This window comes from Shewanella profunda, assembly GCF_023283765.1.
GTDB lineage: Bacteria > Pseudomonadota > Gammaproteobacteria > Enterobacterales > Shewanellaceae > Shewanella > Shewanella profunda.
The window spans coordinates 171,020-190,973 of sequence record NZ_JAKILG010000001.1 but is presented as its reverse complement, the minus strand read 5'-3'; the positions used below and the strand labels follow the sequence as shown (position 1 = coordinate 190,973).

The window sequence follows — 19,954 nt, the reverse complement described above, 5'->3', positions numbered from 1 at the left end:
AAGCATCACCCCGCCAATCTAGTCCCGCCCCCTGCAAGGGTCTAGATTGGCACCCCTTTATATCTCCCTTTTAAGCGATTTTGGAGTCATCACATGTTAGATACGAATTTAAAAAATCAACTGCAAACCTATCTGCAAAACCTCAAGAGACCAGTTGAACTTGTCGTGTCTGCAGATGAGAGCAAAAAGTCTCAAGAATTAAAAAGCTTAGCCAATGACATTGTCAGCCTATCTTCTCTGGTGAGCCTGAAGGAAACTCAGGGCGAACGCACCCCTGCGATGACAGTGATTAATCCACAGCTTAATACGCAAATCAGCTTTGCTGGTCTGCCTATGGGTCACGAATTTACCTCACTCGTGCTGGCCTTACTGCACACGGGTGGACACCCAATCAAACTCAGCGATGACATTATCGAGCAGATCCGCAATCTGCCAGGCAAATATGCCTTTGAAACCTATGTATCACTGACCTGCCAAAACTGCCCTGATGTAGTACAGGCATTGAACATGATGGCGGCCATTAACCCGAATATCACTAACGTGATGATCGACGGCGCCCTGTTCCAAGACGAAGTGGCGAGCCGTAATATTATGGCCGTGCCTTCTGTCTACTTAAATGGCGAAGTATTTGCAGCCGGTCGTATCAGCATTGGCGAGATTTTAAATAAGTTGGATACCAATGCCGCAAGCCGTAAGGCCGATGAAATTAATGAAAAAGCGCCCTTCGAAGTCTTAGTGGTTGGCGGCGGCCCAGCCGGCGCAGCAGCCGCTATTTATGCCGCACGTAAAGGACTTCGCACCGGTATTGTTGCCGACAAGTTTGGCGGACAAGTCGCTGAAACTGTCGGTATCGAGAACTTTATTTCGGTCAAAGCGACCGAAGGTCCAAAACTAGTGGCAAACCTTGAAGCCCATGTACGAGACTACGAAGTCGACATCATGGACAACCAAAAAGCCGTATCGCTAAACACAGATGGCTTGTTCGAACTTGAACTGGCAAGTGGCGCTAAGCTACGTAGCCGTACCATATTGTTAGCCACAGGTGCGCGCTGGCGTGAAATGAACGTCCCAGGCGAAAAAGAATACCGCGGCAAAGGCGTAGCATACTGCCCACATTGTGATGGCCCGTTATTTAAAGGCAAACGTGTGGCGGTGATCGGCGGCGGTAACTCAGGTATCGAAGCGGCTATCGATCTTGCGAACATAGTAGAACATGTGACTGTGCTGGAGTTTGATAAAACCCTGCGCGCCGACGATGTACTGCAACGTAAAGCGGCTTCTATGGGTAACATTAAAATAATTACCCAAGCAATGACGACTGAAGTGACGGGCGATGGTACTCGGGTTAATGGCCTGAACTACACAGACAGAGTCACTGGCGAGGGTCACCATGTAGCACTTGCGGGTATCTTCGTGCAGATTGGGCTAGTACCGAATGCGGAATGGTTGAAGGGCACTATCGATTTAACCCCAAGGAGCGAAATCATAGTCGATGAGCGCGGACAAACCTCAGTCCCAGGTATTTTTGCCGCAGGTGATGTCACTAACTCACCTTTCAAGCAAATTATCATTGCCATGGGCAGCGGCGCAACCGCATCACTGGGCGCATTTGATTACTTAATTCGCCACAGCGATGAAGAGACCGCCGCGACCAAAGCAGCTTAAGGCTTCGTCAACGGACATCAAAATAGCCAGCATTTGCTGGCTATTTTTTGATGTTAACTAAGGCATTGATAGGGATTTTCTAACCGAATTTGCATTAACATTTCAGGGGTATCGACCGCTTTAAAACCAAACTGGGCGTAGAGTCCATGGGCATCGCGGGTGGCGAGCATTATGCGTCTTAAGCCTTGTAATTCAGGATGTTCGAGAATCGCTGTCATCATCAACTTACTTAAGCCTAAGCCGCGGTGCGACTCAAGCACAAACACATCGGCAAGGTAAGCAAAAGTGGCTTTATCTGTGATTAAGCGGGCAAAGGCCACTTGCTGATTATCCTTATCAAATACCCCAAAACAAAGACTATTGGCTAACGCTTTTTGTAGCAGCGCCCTTGGTATTCCCTGCGCCCAATAGCTGTTACTGATAAAACCATGGATAACCTCAAGATTCATTTCAGTTTGATCTCTACTGACTCTGTATCCCATTTCCTGCTGCATTTTCCCTTTCTCCGTGATTTTGCGTTAGCGCCAGTTCAGGTTTTACTCGCACTGATAAATATCATAAATACCACAGCTAATAACACCACTTTAGCTAATGAATACAAAGCCCCCGCTAGAGTACCGCCGCCGTGGTAACTAAAGGCCAAATGGCGATTGAGTTCAGTTTTAAAAGACTTAGCTAAATGACGGTAAGTGAGAAAGTAAAACAATGAGGCAGCAGGCCAAATGCCAACAATGAGCACTTGCCCCTGCGCCTTATCGGTCAGCAGGGTCGATATGAGTGGGATCAAAAGACAAGCAACATATATCCAAGCAAAGCGTTTAAGTAACTGTCTTATTGTCTTGTCATTTATTGGCTTCAACTTAGCTCCTTGTCTGTTGACTCCATCAAAATTGCATCGCGCCCCGTGAACAACGTCATATTTGCTTTTGCATAGCCTGCAGTTATATTGCTTTAACTACATAGCTTCGATTTGCTCAACCATTAACTGCAGCGAGAAATTGCCGCGATACTCATTCACATCGAGTTTATACACAATACGGGCATGATTAATGGTCGCATCGGGCCAAGTGTGCAAATCCACATTGAAGGCGATGGCATCGAGCATCACTGTGCCGCATTGGGTTTCGAGCACTAACTTTAAATGACGCTCACCGACAATTCGCTGCTGAACTATCCTAAAGTAACCATCGAATAACGGCTCCTCGAAGGCTTGTCCCCAAGGCCCTGCACTTCGCAGCAACTGGGCAATGTCGAGATTTAACTCTGTAGGAGTGAGTTCCCCATCGGACCAAAGTTCACCCGTTAGCAGCTCAGGTTTCAGCAGTTCACGCACCGCATCATCGTAGGCCTTAGCAAACGTGGCAAAACTGCCCGCCTTGAGCGATAAACCGGCCGCCATCGCATGACCGCCAAATTTGATAATCAATCCTGGATGGCGAGTGTTCACTAACTCCAACAAGTCGCGCATATGCAGCCCTTTGATGGAGCGCGCCGAACCTTTAATGTCACCATTGCCTGCATCGGCAAAGGCAATCACGGGTCTGTGGTATTTATCCTTAATGCGCGAGGCCAAAATCCCGATCACACCTTGGTGCCAATCCTCTTGAAATAAGGCGATACCCCAAGGTAACTCGGCTTCGTTGAGCTTTAAATGCTCTAGGCTTTTTAAGGCTTCCTGCTGCATACCGACTTCAAGCTCACGGCGCTCTTGGTTTAAACCATCGAGTTCGGCCGCCATTCGCCGCGCATGCATAATATCTTCGCAGAGTAGCGTTTCGACCCCTAAGGCCATTTCATCGAGGCGACCCGCAGCATTAAGCCTTGGACCGACGGCAAAACCAAAGTCGGATGCGACGATACGCGCCGGATTTCGCTTCGCCACTTCAAGCAGCGCGGTAATACCCACACGGCAACGACCCGCTCGCACACGCTGTAAACCCGCTTCGACTAAAATACGATTATTGGCATCGAGTGACACCACATCGGCGACTGTGCCAAGGGCGACGATATCGAGCAATGTACCTAAATTGGGCTCAGCGATGCCGCGGGATTGATACCAGTTTCGCGTCCGCAATTCTGCCCTTAGCGCCGTCATCAAATAAAAGGCAACGCCAACACCGGCAATCGATTTGCTGGCAAATGGACAACCCGGTTGGTTAGGGTTCACTATCGCATCGGCAGCGGGTAACTCATGGCCAGGCAAATGATGGTCGGTAATCACCACTTGCATACCAAAGGCTTTGGCTGCGGCAACGCCGTCAATCGATGAAATACCATTATCAACTGTGATTAATAGTTCAGCCTGTTTCGAAGCGGCAACAGCGACAATTTCAGGGCTGAGTCCATAACCATAATCAAAGCGATTAGGGATCAAATAATCCACTTTCACTGCACCTACCATCCGTAGCGCCAACATACAGACACTCGTCGATGTTGCGCCGTCGGCATCAAAGTCACCGACGATTAAAATCGACTTATCCGCCTGCATGGCATCAGCAATAATGGCTGCGGCTTCGGCCAAGCCTTTCATGGTTTCAGGGCGCAAAAGCCCTTGAAGCACAAGCTCGCACTCATGGGGCATCACGCCTCGGCGAGCATAAAGCTGTTTTAATAGGGGCGGAAGATGGACGGGTAAATGGCTGTCATCAACGGTTGGGCGACGGACTATCTTATGGATCAAGGGACTCAAACTCTCATGAAATCGTGGCAATAAGATAACAAAAAGGTGAGCCCTAAGCTCACCTTTAATAGGATAAATTTTACCGTGATTCGAATTATTGACGCATATCTAGGGTGCGTAATAAATCTTCTGGTGGTTGATAACCAGGGATCATACTGCCATCTTCAAGGACCATGGCTGGTGTGCCATTAACGCCAAAGCTTGTACCTAACTCATATTGCTCGGCAATTTTAGCATCACATGTTGCTGCAGCAACTTTGCTGCCGGCTTTAGCATCTGTCATGGCTTTTAATGGATCTTTAGCACACCAGATAGCCTGCATTTCATCGGCATTAGCCGAAGGCACTCCTGCACGGGGAAAAGCTAAATAACGTACTGTAATACCAAGCTTATTGTATTCATCCATTTGGCTATGTAACTTGCGGCAATAACCACAGCTCACATCGGTAAATACGGTAACAACATGTTTTTCATTCTTGGATTTGTAGACCAACATCAGATCTTCAAGCGGTTTCATCATCGCGATACGTGGGCCAGCTAATGCGGCCTCGGTCAGGTTTTTCATGCCTTTATCGATATCATATAGATTACCGTGGAACAGCTTTGAGCCATCACGACTGATATAGAGCACGCCGCGATTAGTCATCGCTTGATACAAACCTTCAATCGGTGAGTCCTGCATTGAAATCACTTCAACATCTAACACCTCACTGAGTTTTTGCTTAATCGCAGCGGTATCGGGAGAGGTAGTGGTCGCAGCGCTGGCAAGTGGTGCAACTAGGAGGGCAAAAACTAAGGATAATGCTGGGGTCAACTTCATGGGACATCCTATAAATTGTGTCGCGACAACGAGATATTGGGGCCATTCTAACTCGATATACTCAATAGACCCTGTATGGTGGCAAAAAGTTACAGACAAGCCATGCAGAATGCAAATTTATACTGTAACTAAATTCAACCTCTCGGGTGATGCTGTTGGTGCAACTCCTGTAATCTTGCCCGTGCCACATGGGTATAAATCTGGGTGGTTGATAAATCACTGTGGCCCAGAAGTAATTGCACCACCCGCAGATCCGCGCCATGGTTTAATAAATGTGTGGCAAAAGCATGGCGTAATGTGTGGGGTGAAAGCGCAGTTTCAATCCCCGCCCGCAGCGCATAGAGTTTAATGCGGTGCCAAAAGGTCTGCCGCGTCATCATCTGCCCGCGCTTAGAAGGAAACACTACATCGGATTGTTTATGACCGAGTAATTCCTGCCGCGCAAATTTTAAATAGGCTTCCACCTCGGTAATCGCCAGTTCACCCAGCGGCACTAAACGCTCTTTCCCCCCCTTTCCCACGATTCGCACTAAACCTTGTCTAAGGCTCATTTGATCCATAGTTAGGCCAACGAGTTCACTCACCCTCAGCCCCGTCGCATATAACAGTTCGAGCATAGCCTTATCGCGACATTCTACGGGATCATCAACATTGGGCTCGGTGAGCAATCTATCTACCTGAGATTCGCTTAAAGAATGGGGTAAATGACGCGTTAACTTGGGCGACTCTATCAAAGCCATAGGATCGGCAGTAATCTGTTTAGTCAGCACTAAATAGGTATAGAAACGCCGTAAACTACTGAGTAATCTTGCGCTGCTGCTACGAGCAAAATTTTGCTCCAATCTAAATGCTAAGTAGGACCGAACATCTGCCACACTAGCCTCAATCAAGGTGACACCATGGCGACGTTGATGGCGATCAAAATGGCGCAAATCAGTACGGTAAGCAGACAGGGTATTGTCACTCAGTCCTTTACTAGACCAAAGATCATCAAGAAAAGCATCGATAAGCGGATCGCTCTGATATGTCTTAGGCACACATACTCCATAAAAAACGGCGTAATCGAATGATACGCCGTTGATATTAACCTAATTGGCCCGCCACAGGCAGACTATCGCAGCCGCTGTCAGGCTGCGGTTAATGTTTTAGAGCGGCCACGGCCAAACACTAAACATAAAACAATGGCAATGAGTGTAGGCAGCAACCATGCCATGCCCTCGTCGTAAAGAGGCAACATAGATAAAGCGGGAGCCATACCATTCACTAAATCAATAAATCCCTGCGCAAGGGCATTAATCCCTTGCCCATCGGCACCGATTAAACTACTCGCAGCAACCTTCAAACCATCAAAGATCCCGAAAAATAGTGCCACCGACAGGGTCACACGGTGGGCAAACTGCGGATTAGCAAAGTAATCGGTCAAAAAGGTCACGGCAACTAAGGCAATGGCAACAGGATAAATGGTCATTAATACTGGGATACTAATCGCGATAAGCTGTGTTAAACCAACGTTTGCCACTACCGCGCAGATCACGCTGAGTAATACCACCAAGAAACGATAAGATAGCTTGGGCAACAATTCATTGAAAAACTCAGAGCATGCGCTCACCAATCCCACCGCTGTCGTTAAACAGGCTAAGGTCACTACGCTTGATAATAAGACAGAACCTAAGCTGCCAAATTCGTGAGTCACGTAATTAGTTAATATCTCACCCCCATTTTTAGCGCCAGCGGCGATATCGCCTGCGGTAGCACCTAAAAAGAACAGTGAAACGTAAACAAAAGCTAATCCTGCTGCAGCGATAAAGGCGGCGCGAATAAGATACTTAGTCTGCGCACTCGGCTGTTCAATGCCCTTTTTACGCAAGATATCAATAATCAACATACCAAACATTAGTGAGGCCAAAGTATCCATGGTGTTGTAGCCTTCCAGAATACCTTTTGTCAGCGGATGTTGTTGGTAATCACCCACGGCTTGCCCCACGTCTGATGCAGGCAAAAAGAGTACAGATGCTGCAAGACCAACCAGTAATAACAGTAGAATGGGGGTCAAAACTTTACCTACGCTATCGAGCAACTTACCCGGAAACAACGCAAGTAACATAGTGATAGTAAAGAAACACAGAGTGTAGATAAGTTGCGATAGGTTTAGTTCTAAACTACCGAGTAACATCGTCGTGCTAGTGTTATCGATAAAAGGTTTAGCGCCAATCTCGTAGGCCACTAAACCTGTACGTGGTGCTGCAAATGCAGGACCAATAATCATATAAATCGCGATAGCCAATGCCGTTGCTGCAAATACTGGCAGCATAGCCATAACCTTACCTTGAGCCTTAGCGACAGCAATCAGTCCAACTAAAGGTAAACCTACGGCGGTAATCAAAAAACCCAGCATAGCAAGGGGCATATTATCGCCAGCTAACATACCCGCAAAAGGAGGAAAGATTAAATTGCCCGCCCCTAAAAAAAACGCGAAGGTCATGAAACCTAAGCCTAATGTATCCCCGATACTCATCTGATTGTCTTGCACTGGAAGCCCCATCTTGTCTTATTGTTTTTTTACAAACTTAAGTGATTATGTGTCGATTAGCTATAGCTAAAACAAAGCCCATCCGGAGTGCAAATCTATGTTTACACAATTCCGTGGTAAATATGGCTGATATCAGCCGAGTTTATAAACAAAGATGGGATAAAAAATAGCATCAATGGCTATTTTTACCTCAAAAAACCCGTTTACCTATCCGTTAACCATAAAAGTGATTAAAAATGGGGGCGAAACTAATACCAGACTTGAAAAATCAATGCAAGTTTACAAGGTAGATTCGCTTAAAAAAGTAAAATAATGCTAATTAACTGCTAATTGAGGGTTACAAAGCTAATAAATTTAACGGCCAATTAAGTGAAATCTGAACTAAAAAGCGGTAAATAACCGATGAAGTTTCGCGGAGATTCATACAAAAAGCATAATAAACACTGTTTAAAAGCGTTAGCCAAAAACTCGAAGTCAGATTTAGAATACGCGCCAATCAATTACACTTTAATCCCAAGTCCTACATAACACTGATCACCCATGGCATTTACTTTCAAACAATTTCATATCGATGACCTTAACTGCGGTATGGCCGTCAGTACCGATGCGGTAATCTTGGGGGCTTGGGCACCGCTGACAAGTGCTAAGCGGATCTTAGATATAGGTGCCGGCAGCGGAATATTGAGTTTAATGGCGGCTCAGCGCAGCCAAGCAGAGATCACTTGTATCGAATTAGACGATAGTGCCGCCCTCGCTTGCCAACACAATATCGCTCAAAGTCCTTGGGAATCTCGGATACGCTTAGTACAGGGGAATATTCAACAACTTAGCCAAGCAGAAGAAAATCAAGGCTATTTTGATCATATTATCTGTAATCCCCCCTATTTTGAGCATGGTCCTCAGGCGCAATTATCCCAAAGGGCGATGGCACGCCACACAGATCAATTAAGCTTTAGCGAGTTACTCGCAGCAATTGAGCAATGCCTCGCGCCAAAAGGATTCGCCAGCCTGATCCTGCCGATACAAAGCCTAAATAATTTTAATCGTTTACTTGCACAATCTGCGCTGAGATGGATAGAGAGAGTCGATATCAAAAGTGTTGAAGGCAAAAGTGCTAATCGGGTGTTATGCCTACTGACTGCACAAACTAACTGTGCAGTTGAACCTAAGGTGAGCGAACTCACCCTTCGCGAAATTTCAGGGCAATACAGCCAAGCTATGGTGCAATTGACCCAAGATTTTTACCTTAAGCTCTGATATTGCAACCCACACTAACAGCTAAGATAAACGCTGCTCCGTTTCACTAAGCCAATGAAAGGCCAATGTCTAACAAAAACGCTAACATATTGATCAATAATGTATTGCATTGTTAGCGCTATCATAGAACTGTGTTTGTACAGAAGATAAACACCGGAGAGATAGATAAGTTATTTAAGTTAACCAACATAACCTTTATAATGCTCGGCTATTATCCGTCGAGACGCCGTGCATGCAATTTGAAGATTTCCACCTTGACCCAAGTTTACTCGAGTCACTTAAAGCCATGGGGCATCATTCGCCCACCACAATTCAGCAAGAAACCATCCCCTACGCGCTAGAGCAAAGGGATATTCTGGCACGCGCCCCGACAGGCACAGGTAAAACCGCAAGCTTTTTGCTGCCCGCACTACAACATTTAATCGACTTTCCCCGTCGATTCTCGGGCCAAGCACGTATTTTAATTCTCACCCCCACCCGTGAGTTAGCGAGCCAAATTCATCGCTATGCTTGCCATTTAGCCACGGACCAAGGGTTAGATATCGTCATCATTACTGGCGGTGTTCCCTATGCTCCGCAGGAAGAGGCGCTTGCTGGCAACGTGGATATTCTGGTTGCAACGCCAGGTCGCTTGATGGAATACCTAGATAAAGGCAAATTCAGCGCTGAAGAAGTCGACATACTGATCATCGATGAAGCCGATCGTATGCTCGATATGGGCTTTTCATCAGTCGTCCAAGCCATAGCGCTCGAAGCCCAAGGTCGTAAACAAAACATGCTGTTCTCAGCTACCTTAGAAGGCGGCGGTGTGCAGCGATTTGCCCGTGAAGTGCTAAAAGATCCTATCGAAATCGATGTCGATGCACCCCGTAGCGAAAAGGCAAAGATCCACCAATGGATCCATTTAGCCGACGATAAAGATCATAAACTTGCCCTACTCTGCCATTTGCTGCGCCAAGAAGATGTCAAACGTACTATCGTATTTGTGAAAACCCGCGACATAGTTTCTAGCCTAGAGGGCCAGTTACTCAAAGTTGGCATTCCCTGCGCCTTTATGCGTGGCGATATGGAACAGAAGAAACGCTTCCAAGCCTTAAGCCGCTTTACTAAGGGTGAAGTCAACGTATTGCTGGCAACCGATGTTGCCGCCCGCGGTATTGATATCGACGATATCACCCATGTGATCAACTTCGATATGCCTCGCTCTGCCGATACGTATATTCACCGGATTGGTCGTACTGGCCGCGCTGGCGCAAAAGGTACCGCGATTTCGTTGGCCGAGGCCCACGATATGCGTATCGTCGGTAAGATTGAACGTTATATCGAACAACCGTTAAAACGTCGGGTGATTGAAGAGCTACGTCCAAAGAATAAAGAAGCGCGCACACCGGGTAAGAAAAAAGCCAAAGTGAAGGCGAAAGAAGCGGCGAAGAAAACGAGCAAGAAAGAAGCGGCAAAAAAAGCCAGTAAAATAGCCAGAAAGAAAAAGTAATTCATTCTTTACCGCTAAATATAACAAGCCGCAATTGCGGCTTTTTTATTACTCAAATTTAACTTAGTGTCTGCTTATATTTATTAAGAGTATGAAATACTGCCTAAATAAAACACGATTAAATTTCATATAGTTGACCTAACTTAATCTATTTTAAGCCAATAATGGAACTCTCGCTCAATGCTTTGCTCTAATTTTCACCAAAGTGTCTACAGAAAAAGGTAATACCGTTTTTAACATCATCTTTAGACACATTTTATTTACAAAAATAAATTTATTGGTACGTCAGACTCTGATACTTTATGCCCATTACGCGATTAGCATGGATGTAGCCACAATATGATAAAAACTATACTGAGGAGATTATCTCCTCTTTTTATTCTGCTGCTATTTGTTTTAGGTGCGGCCTTGTTAATGAAAACGAAGGAGGCACCAGAACAAAAACCGGAAGAAATGCCTATTCCTATCGTCGATGTTATAAAGGTTGAGCAACAAACAGTATCACTAAACCTGCCCTCCTATGGGGTTGTGACCCCTAAATATAAGACGCAACTGGTCACTGAGGTTCAAGGTAGAATGTTGACGATTTCGCCTCAGTTTGTCGCAGGCGGTATAGTCAAAAAAGGGGAACAATTAGCACAAATCGAACCCTCAGATTATGAGGCCGACTTAATGCAAGCAGAAGCGACTCTGGCACAATCCATAGCCGCACTTAACGAAGAAATTGCCCGTGGTGAAGTCGCTAAAATCGAATTCAAAGGCTATGACAAAGGTTTGCCACCCGAGTTAGGTTTGCGTATTCCCCAACTCAAAAAAGAACAAGCCAATGTTAAATATACGCAGGCCGCATTGGCTCGCGCACAACGTAATCTTGAACGCACAGTCATTCGGGCCCCCTTTGACGGCATAATCAAAGCAAGAAATGTCGATTTAGGTCAATACGTTAGCCTAGGCACTAACCTAGGTGAACTCTATGACACTCGCATTGCCGAAATCCGCTTACCGATTTCCAATGACGATCTTGCCTATCTAGAGTCGGTAGATAATCCCGATACTGAAGTCACCTTAAGTGCATCGCTCGCGGGTAAAGAAAACACTTGGTCAGGTAATATTATCCGTAGTGAAGGCGTGATTGATGAAGAAAATCGTATGGTTTACTTGGTTGCCGAGATTAAAGATCCTTACCTACGTGAACAGAAAATCGCCGGCAGTTTACCGTTAAAATACGGCAGTTTTGTCAATGCTGTTATTAAAGGTCGCACCGTCGATGGCATAGTCAAACTGCCCCGCCATGTGGTTCGCAACGAGCAAGTAGTCATTATTGATGATAAGAATATCGTTGAAATGCGCCACGTGAATGTAGTCCGCAGCGATTTAGAGAATGTCTATATCAAGGACAGTTTAAAAACAGGCGAACGAGTTGCAACAAACCACTCCAACAATATGGCTAATGGCCAATTGGTGAAGGTGCTAGGCGAGGCGGCATTACCCGTTAATGTGCCTAAAGGAGAGACTCCAGAGTCCAGTCTTGCGGCATCTGGAGTGAAATAATGGATACTCAAAAAGGGATCATAGCTTGGTTCGCCCGTAACAGTGTGGCAGCGAACCTGTTAATGTGGGCATTGCTCGTCGGCGGCTTATTCAGCACTGTCTTGATCAATAAAGAGGTATTTCCTTCTTTCGAACTCAATTTGCTAAATATTTCCGTTGCCTATCCGGGCGCGGCGCCGCAGGAGATCGAAGAAGGCATCAACATTAAGATTGAAGAGGCTATCCAAGATATCAACGGTATCAAGAAGGTCACTTCAGTCGCCAGTGAAGGTGTTGGTTCAATTACCATTGAAGTAGAAGATGGCTACGATGTACAAAACGTATTAGACGAAGCCAAGATCAGGTTAGATGCTATCGCCACCTTCCCTGTGAATATCGAAAAACCCAATATCTATCAGATAAAACCCGAGAACAATGTTATTTGGGTGTCAGTTTATGGCGATATGACACTGCATGATATGAAGGAGTTAGCTAAAACTGTTCGTGATGATTTAACCCAACTGCCTGCAGTGACCCGCGCGAAGGTCACTGGGGTGCGAGATTATGAAATCAGCATCGAAGTTTCTGAGGATAAGTTACGTGAATACGGCCTAACCTTCTCGCAGGTCGCATTAGCAGTGCAAAACTCCTCCATCGATTTACCCGGCGGTTCAATTCGTGCCCAAGATGGCGATATCCTGCTACGTACCAAAGGCCAAGCCTACACGGGCGATGACTTTGCCAATATAGTGCTGACCACACGCGCCGATGGCAGTAGAGTAATGTTGCCCCAAGTCGCGACGATCAAAGACGATTTTGAAGAACGCCTAGAATACACTCGCTTTAATGGTAAACCCGCAGCGATCATTGAAGTCATCAGTATTGATGACCAAAACGCCTTAGATATTGCCGCCCAAGTCAAAGAATACGTCGAGAAACGACGCGCCACACTACCCGCGAATGCACAACTCGATACTTGGGGGGATATGACCCATTACCTCCAAGGCCGTTTAAATATGATGATGTCCAACATGTTCTACGGTGCTTTGCTGGTATTTCTTATCTTGGCCTTGTTCCTCGATTTAAAATTGGCATTCTGGGTAATGATGGGTCTGCCTGTATGCTTCCTTGGCACTATGTTGATCATGCCATTAGAACCTTTCTCTATGACGATCAATATGCTGACCCTGTTCGCCTTTATCCTTGTACTCGGGATTGTGGTGGATGATGCCATTGTTATTGGAGAGAGCGCATACAGTGAAGTGGAACGCCACGGCCACTCAATCGATCATGTGATCCGCGGCGCGCAAAAGGTTGCTATGCCCGCCACCTTCGGGGTATTAACAACGATTGCCGCCTTTATTCCTATGCTGATGGTTTCCGGCCCAATGGGGATCATTTGGAAATCTATCGGCATGGTGGTGATCATGTGCCTCGCATTCTCCTTGGTCGAATCTAAGTTCATTCTTCCCGCGCATTTAGCGCATATGAAGTTCAAAAAACCGGGTAAACCTTCGGGGTTCTTTGGTCGTTTCAAGGCAAGATTGAACAATGGTGTGCAACACTTTATTCACCACCATTACCGCAATTTCCTCGAGCGTTGTATCCAACACCGCTACAACGTCGTCGCCGCCTTTATTGGAGTGTTGATTGTATCCATTGCCCTAGTGGCGAGTGGTAAAGTGCGTTGGGTATTTTTCCCTGATATTCCATCTGATTTTATTCAGGTTCAGCTTGAGATGGATGAAGGCAGCTCGGAGCAAAATACCCTCAAAGCGGTGCAGAGCATTGAAGAAGCGCTATACCAAATGAATGCAAATATGGAGAAAGAGAATGGCTATCCAGTTGTCAAACATAGCTTTATCAATATGAGCTCTCGCACTTCAGCATTTATTTTTGCCGAACTCACCAAGGGTGAAGATAGGGAAGTTGACGGGGTCACCATTGCTAGCGCTTGGCGTGAACAACTCCCTGAACTGCTATCCGTTAAAAAACTTAGTTTTGATGCCAGTACCAACGGTGGCGGAGGGGGCGATATCTCCTTTAGATTAACCTCAGCGGATCTCCAAGAGTTATCTGCAGCATCGCTGGAGCTAAAACAAAAGCTGGCAACCTATGAGGGCGTATACGATATTGCTGACAATTTCTCCTCTGGCAGCCACGAAATTCGCTTGAAAATCCGTCCTGAAGCCGAAGCCCTTGGCTTGACACTTTCCGATTTAGCCCGTCAGGTGCGTTATGGTTTCTATGGCTATGAAGCCCAGCGTATTTTGCGTAATAAAGAAGAAATTAAAGTCATGGTGCGCTATCCATTAGAACAGCGTCGAACAGTGGGTTATCTTGAAAATATGTTGATCCGCACCCCGCAGGGAACGTCAGTCCCCTTCTCGACGGTGGCACAAATTGAAAAAGGTGATTCCTACGCTTCTATCACTCGTGTCGATGGTAAACGAGCCATTACTATCACAGCAAATGCCAATAAAAACATAGTTGAACCTTCAAAGGTGGTACAGGAAATACAAAAAGATTATCTACCCCAATTACAGGCTAAGTATCCTAAAATTCAAACCGCATTAGATGGTGGCAGTTTGGATGAGCAGAATGCTATGGTCGGTTTAGTACAAGGCTTCTTCTTTGCCCTGTTCACCATTTATGCCCTGATGGCGGTGCCGCTCAAATCCTATAGCCAACCGCTGATCATCATGTCTGTTATCCCTTTTGGAATTATCGGAGCCCTGTTTGGTCACTTAGTCCAAGGACTCGCGATGAGCGTCTTAAGTCTTTGCGGCATAGTGGCATTAGCGGGGGTAGTGGTAAACGACTCATTGATTTTGGTCGACTTTGTTAACAGAGCGCGCCAACAAGGACTTTCTGTCAGACAGGCGGCAATTGACTCAGGTTGCTATCGCTTTAGGGCAATTATCCTTACCTCACTCACCACCTTTGTTGGACTTGTGCCTATTATTCTCGAACGCAGTTTACAGGCACAAATAGTGATCCCGATGGCGACCTCCCTCGCCTTTGGTATCCTGTTTTCAACTGTGGTAACACTGATATTAGTGCCGCTGCTCTACATCATTCTGGATGATGCTAAACGCACCGGTAGTCGGTTTTTCCACTGGTGGTGGCGCCCTAAAAAAGCCGAAGATATGCATTTAGATACGGCAGACACCCACGCCATGGAGTTTAAGTCCATAAGCGAAAAGCTATAAACTGGACGAACCTCGATAAAAGAGAGCCTAAGCTCTCTTTTTTTACGCTTGATTCTATTCAACTTATACCAATCGTATTGACTGTGTTTTATGAAAACCAAAGTTGCGATCTAAGTGGCAGTTATCCTTAAGGGCTTTAGTTAAACTCGCTGCAAGTCATCGTAGCAAGCAAATAGAATTTATATTATGCCGAATTCAATCCCTCCCAAGATCAGGAACGAGGCTCATATAAAAGCCACTGAAACATTACCCAATGGTAATGTCACCCAAGAAGTGTGCACAAATGAAACCTGTGCGACTGAAACCTTAGTCTACGATATCCGTAAAAGCCGCTATCTCAATATCACGGGACGCTGCACCCTACGCTGTGTTTTCTGCCCAAAACATAATGGCAGTAAGCAGATCCATGAATATCAACTGGCCTTAAGCCACCAGCCAAAACCAGAAGAAATTATCCCATTGCTAGGCAATGTCCATGATTTTGAGGAATATGTCTTCTGTGGTTACGGTGAACCTACATTAAATCTACCGACCCTAATAGCCGTAGCCAAAGAGATCAAACAAAGGGGTGGTCGAGTACGAGTCAATACCGACGGCCTAGGTAATCTTGTCCATCGCCGTAATATTTTGCCCGAATTAGCCGAGTGTGTAGACAGCCTATCGATTTCGCTCAATGCGGATAATGAGGCTGCCTATAACCAACATTGCCGCCCCAAATTGGCCGATTCCTATACCGCCGTAAATGCCTTTATCGCCCTAGCGCCACATTATATTGAAACAGTACAAGTATCTGCTATTGAGGGGTTAGAAGGCGTCGATATTGATCTCTGCCGTGAACAAGTGCTTGCAAATGGTTGCGATTTTAAACACAGGATCTTAGGTGCGCTTGGTTAATTTAACTAAACTTGGTTAAATCAATAGAAGACAATACTGTGCCAAGGCTCGCAAGTGAGTCGGTTGTAGAAATCCGACTGTTTTAGGCATGACTCTCCATCCATTTACACGGCGGAACAATTCTTTCGTGTTAACTCTTTCGTGTTAACATAGCCGAATTAATGGCTCATAAACACATAATCGGCCCATGCTGAAGCAAACCCCAAGCATACACAACCTAGCACCGCGACTCACATTGACTCAAGGACAGCATTGGTCCCATCAACGCCTATTGGCCGTTGCAAGCCAATTATCCATGTTATTGATTTGCATGCTTATAATAACTAACCTTATTATTACTTTAGGTGAGCGTCGCCTCCAAGAAGAATGGGCAACCCAGCGATATAGTGAGCTGCAAACCATTGGCACCTTAATTACAGATAAAGTCGCCTTTCAACAATTTAGAACCCAATTGTTTGCCAAAGATGAGTTACTTAAACAGTACCTAAAAAATCCCACTACAGCGCAGCAAAAAAAATTACAGGAAAGCTGGCAAGAACTCGTACAGCATATTCCGGAGTTACTCGGCATTAGCTTGTTTGATCCCCAAGGCAATTATAAATTTTCAACACAATCGAACTTCAGTAGAGATGCATTACCCCCCTCACTACTTGAAACTAGCCGTAGCATGGGGGGAAGAGCGGTTTATACTTCACCGCTCGAATTTGTTCCCCTGGACGGAATGTTAGAACCTTATATGTATCAAATGGCTTGGCTCGAAAAACCCGATCAGGGTTCGATGGGATACCTCATTGCCTATGATTCAATGGTGCAAATGCTTGAGACAATAAAACCTGCATTTTCGAGTGACAAATCTCCGATGTTAGTGCTTGATACCCAAGGGTTACTTTATGCGGGTATGAGCAATCTCGCTCCACTTGCTAATATGCCAGAAACCCTAGGCGCTAGCCTACGCCAGAGTAATCCTGCTCTGTGGCGGGAAATGTCCATGAATAACTTTGGTCAATTCCATGGTGATGAGGCAACCTTTGTCTATCTTAAAGTTGAATTAACGGCGCAGCAGGAGACTCGCCGTCAATACTTTTTACTTTCCTATATTCGTCATGCTGATATCGCGGCACGCTTTGCGCAATGGCAAAACATTGTGATAGTCGCTGCATTAATACTCACCTTACTGGCCGCGTGGGTTATATTACTGAGTCATATGTATCGCCTTCAACAACGGTCACGCCAGTACAGTATCGATGTTGCTAATGGTTTATTTAACAGTGATATAGGTTTTATACTCGCCAACGACCAAGCGAGGATCATTAGCGCCAATGCCAGAGCATCTGAATGGACCTTAGTGCCCCTCGATGAGATGACTGACCGTAGCTTACAAAGAACCCTTTGCCTAGATGATGTCACCCACGCCCAAATGATGGACCAAGTGTATAGACAAGGAGAATGGTCGGGTGAGCTCTCACTCGAAAGCATTGGAGGCCCAACGCTACGAGCTCAAATACGCCAAGCGCCGCGTGTTGGCAGAGGTTTACCCCATTTATTGGTGACGCTCACTGACATTAGTGAGCTTATTACCACTAAGCAACAAGCCTTCTTAAGTGATTTGCTCTGTGATAATACGGTTGCAACTGCGCTGACGGATGCCAATGGAAAACTCATTAAGGTCAATCCTGTATTCGATAGTCTTATGCAGCTTAATGGTGAACTCAACCATGATCTAGCGACACTGCTTGCCAATGATATAGGTAATCAGTGGCAACGGATCACGGCACAAATCAGCATGCAAGGCCAGTGGCAAGGTCAAATTCTTTGCTCACCTAATCTGCGTCACTCAAATTGCTTGCAAGCAACACTTAAGGGTCATGTCGCCGCCGATGGCGAAATTAACTTTATTATCTGCACGTTAGAGCAAGCTGCGGATCGTATTCACGGTGCTGAGCCACGAAACTATGTGCCTCACCGCAGTACTATTTTACTCAATCTATCTGATTTAGAACGCTATTTTACTTCTTTAGCACCACAGAGCCGTAATCTTTCCAGCCTGTTGCTGATGGATATCAATCCAGAGGGAATGCTGAGCCATATGAGCGATATCGATCAGCTCGAAACCCGCCAACAGGAAGTAGAAGTACAGCTATTACTTGAAATACCAGCAAGTTACCAAATTCTACACTGGCAACTCGGTAAGATTATTGTCATCTTACCCAATACCGATGCGACCCAAGCCCATCATTTTGCGCTTAACACTATGGAAAAGTTAAATAGTAACGGACTAGGTGAAGGGATCACTATCGGCATTGCAGGTTATAAGGAAGGCCAAACTTTAGAACAATATCTCAGCAATGCTGAAATCGCACTCAAACGCGCAAAGCAAAATAATGATCAAAACATTGGCCAAGCCTTTACTCGTCATCAGCCTTGATTGCTGGTGAGTTAATAGCATCAGAAAGTTGGCTCTGCGTAATTTCAATAATGGCAGAGCGATTCATGGTGATCTTATAACGGGTATATTGTGGCTCCTCGCGGCCCTCACGCAACACTAAAATTAAGTTAACTTGATAGCGGCGTTCGACAGATCCATGGCTAACCTTACCTTCGACTTCCTTGTAAATTTTTGCCTTGCCCCGTTCTAAGTAACGGGCAAAGGGTACAAAACTGAAATTGACCTGTTCCTGAATGGTCGAATAACCGGCCTGAAATTCACTCTGGTTAACCTTAGTGGCAATTTTATAATGCAGGATTTCGGCATCGATTTTATTTTGGCTACGCCTATGTTTTAGGATTTCACTCACCTTCTCAGGTAAATCCTGCTGACGCATAAATTCTAGCCATACTAACTGTTTCGCGATGACGGCCTGACTTGTGGTGTCCCGCAAAATCCTGCTCCAACGGGGTCGTCCACGTTGAATAAATCGCCACATGGCATTACGCACATCATCCTTAAAGATTTCCCTAAAGCCATAAATCACCGCTAACGTCAGTACTAACGCAATAGTAAAACCACTAAAAGCCCCCTGGGCTTTAATGATTAATGCCGATACCACTAACATCACTAAGGCAGTTGCTAAACCGGTGGTAAACTTTTTAAGGCCAATGCCTAGTGGCTTTAGCTCTTCCTTAAGCACAACCCCTTGTTGGATCAAACGACGCAATAACAACATCTTGTTTGAAATACGATTAGGATCCTGTTTAGTTTGCGCCGAGTTGTAATTATTCGCATCACGGTATGCACACTCATTGCGGCAAAGTGTTAAGACTCGTTCTTGGATATCGGAAAAATCGCTCGTTCGAGTCGCATGGGCAAGCACTTTAAGCAGTTGCTGCTCACAGAACCAAGAAAGGTAGTTATCGGCATTTTCAAAGTAGGATTTCCACTTAGGATCCCCTGGCTCATTACGGCGAAACTTCTTCAATAACAAACCAATTTGCTCACATAGCTCTTCGAGGGCGAGGTAAAAATGCGCCACATCGGTAATCTGATGAAGTTCTTTCACATCATTTTCAACTGCGACAGCAAATTGATAGGCAAACAGGTTGAGATACAACCTGAACTCTTCCACAGTTCGCCGATTTAAACTGGCAAAACGACCTTGTACTAAAGGTAAATGCAGGCCTTCAGAGTAATAGGAGCGACGGCCAACTATCGAACTGTAATAGTACTCTTCTTCATCTAACGTGCGCGAACCTATACCCATCTCCTTTGGTAGAAAGAAATAGAGATCGAGCTGACGGCTATCCCCTTTTTCCATCTGGTGGCTGAACTTAATGGAGAGGGATTCTTCTTGTTTGACACGAATCTTAGACACAAAGACCTTTAATGCCCTCACTGTGTGGGGCTAAGCAGTTGTAAACCAATGGGGATAAAACATAA

14 protein-coding genes are annotated in these 19,954 nt (G+C 45.7%); 7 read left to right on the top strand and 7 right to left on the bottom strand.

Annotated elements, in window-relative coordinates; all coding sequences use genetic code 11:
- The first annotated feature begins 93 nt into the window (after window positions 1–93).
- Window positions 94–1,665 (top strand): alkyl hydroperoxide reductase subunit F, encoded by a 1,572-nt coding sequence (gene ahpF, locus L2744_RS00950; protein ID WP_248990287.1) that lies wholly within the window; start codon window positions 94–96, stop codon window positions 1,663–1,665.
- A 53-nt stretch (window positions 1,666–1,718) separates the two neighbouring features.
- Here the strand turns inward: ahpF and L2744_RS00945 are convergent, their stop codons facing one another.
- From L2744_RS00945 to brnQ, 6 genes are all read right to left on the bottom strand, one after another.
- A complete protein-coding gene (locus tag L2744_RS00945; RefSeq protein ID WP_248990313.1) occupies window positions 1,719–2,147 on the bottom strand; it encodes a GNAT family N-acetyltransferase in 429 nt (142 codons plus the stop codon).
- A 47-nt stretch (window positions 2,148–2,194) separates the two neighbouring features.
- Entirely contained in the window at window positions 2,195–2,524 is a 330-nt protein-coding gene (locus L2744_RS00940; RefSeq protein ID WP_248990286.1) for a hypothetical protein, read from the bottom strand.
- 96 nt (window positions 2,525–2,620) lie between these two features.
- On the bottom strand, window positions 2,621–4,345 hold the full coding sequence (gene recJ, locus L2744_RS00935) for a single-stranded-DNA-specific exonuclease RecJ (protein ID WP_248990285.1): 1,725 nt from the start codon (window positions 4,343–4,345) through the stop codon (window positions 2,621–2,623).
- Window positions 4,346–4,439: 94 nt separating this feature from the next.
- Entirely contained in the window at window positions 4,440–5,165 is a 726-nt protein-coding gene (dsbC, locus tag L2744_RS00930; protein WP_248990284.1) for a bifunctional protein-disulfide isomerase/oxidoreductase DsbC, read from the bottom strand.
- A gap of 134 nt (window positions 5,166–5,299) precedes the next feature.
- A complete protein-coding gene (gene xerD, locus L2744_RS00925) occupies window positions 5,300–6,202 on the bottom strand; it encodes a site-specific tyrosine recombinase XerD (RefSeq protein WP_248990283.1) in 903 nt (300 codons plus the stop codon).
- 89 nt (window positions 6,203–6,291) lie between these two features.
- Window positions 6,292–7,707, bottom strand: a complete 1,416-nt coding sequence (gene brnQ, locus L2744_RS00920; RefSeq protein ID WP_248990282.1) for a branched-chain amino acid transport system II carrier protein — start codon at window positions 7,705–7,707, stop codon at window positions 6,292–6,294.
- A 528-nt stretch (window positions 7,708–8,235) separates the two neighbouring features.
- On the opposite strand from brnQ, the gene L2744_RS00915 reads away from it, so the two are divergent.
- The 6 genes from L2744_RS00915 to L2744_RS00890 all read left to right on the top strand — a co-directional run bounded on the left by L2744_RS00915 (window position 8,236) and on the right by L2744_RS00890 (window position 18,505).
- Window positions 8,236–8,952 carry a tRNA1(Val) (adenine(37)-N6)-methyltransferase gene (locus L2744_RS00915; RefSeq protein ID WP_248990281.1) on the top strand — a complete coding sequence of 239 codons (717 nt, stop codon included), beginning with the start codon at window positions 8,236–8,238 and terminating at the stop codon, window positions 8,950–8,952.
- Window positions 8,953–9,184: 232 nt separating this feature from the next.
- Complete coding sequence (gene srmB / locus L2744_RS00910; RefSeq protein ID WP_248990280.1) at window positions 9,185–10,444, top strand: ATP-dependent RNA helicase SrmB; 1,260 nt, start codon at window positions 9,185–9,187, stop codon at window positions 10,442–10,444.
- 339 nt (window positions 10,445–10,783) lie between these two features.
- Window positions 10,784–11,995, top strand: a complete 1,212-nt coding sequence (locus tag L2744_RS00905) for an efflux RND transporter periplasmic adaptor subunit (protein WP_248990279.1) — start codon at window positions 10,784–10,786, stop codon at window positions 11,993–11,995.
- On the top strand, window positions 11,995–15,186 hold the full coding sequence (locus L2744_RS00900; RefSeq protein ID WP_248990278.1) for an efflux RND transporter permease subunit: 3,192 nt from the start codon (window positions 11,995–11,997) through the stop codon (window positions 15,184–15,186). The genes L2744_RS00905 and L2744_RS00900 overlap by 1 nt, the downstream gene beginning before the upstream one ends.
- 186 nt (window positions 15,187–15,372) lie before the next feature.
- Window positions 15,373–16,080, top strand: a complete 708-nt coding sequence (locus L2744_RS00895) for a TatD family nuclease-associated radical SAM protein (protein WP_248990277.1) — start codon at window positions 15,373–15,375, stop codon at window positions 16,078–16,080.
- 187 nt (window positions 16,081–16,267) lie between these two features.
- On the top strand, window positions 16,268–18,505 hold the full coding sequence (locus L2744_RS00890) for a PAS domain-containing protein (protein ID WP_248990276.1): 2,238 nt from the start codon (window positions 16,268–16,270) through the stop codon (window positions 18,503–18,505).
- Here the strand turns inward: L2744_RS00890 and L2744_RS00885 are convergent.
- Window positions 18,486–19,889 carry a hypothetical protein gene (locus L2744_RS00885; protein ID WP_248990275.1) on the bottom strand — a complete coding sequence of 468 codons (1,404 nt, stop codon included), beginning with the start codon at window positions 19,887–19,889 and terminating at the stop codon, window positions 18,486–18,488. The genes L2744_RS00890 and L2744_RS00885 overlap by 20 nt on opposite strands.
- Window positions 19,890–19,954 lie beyond the last annotated feature (65 nt).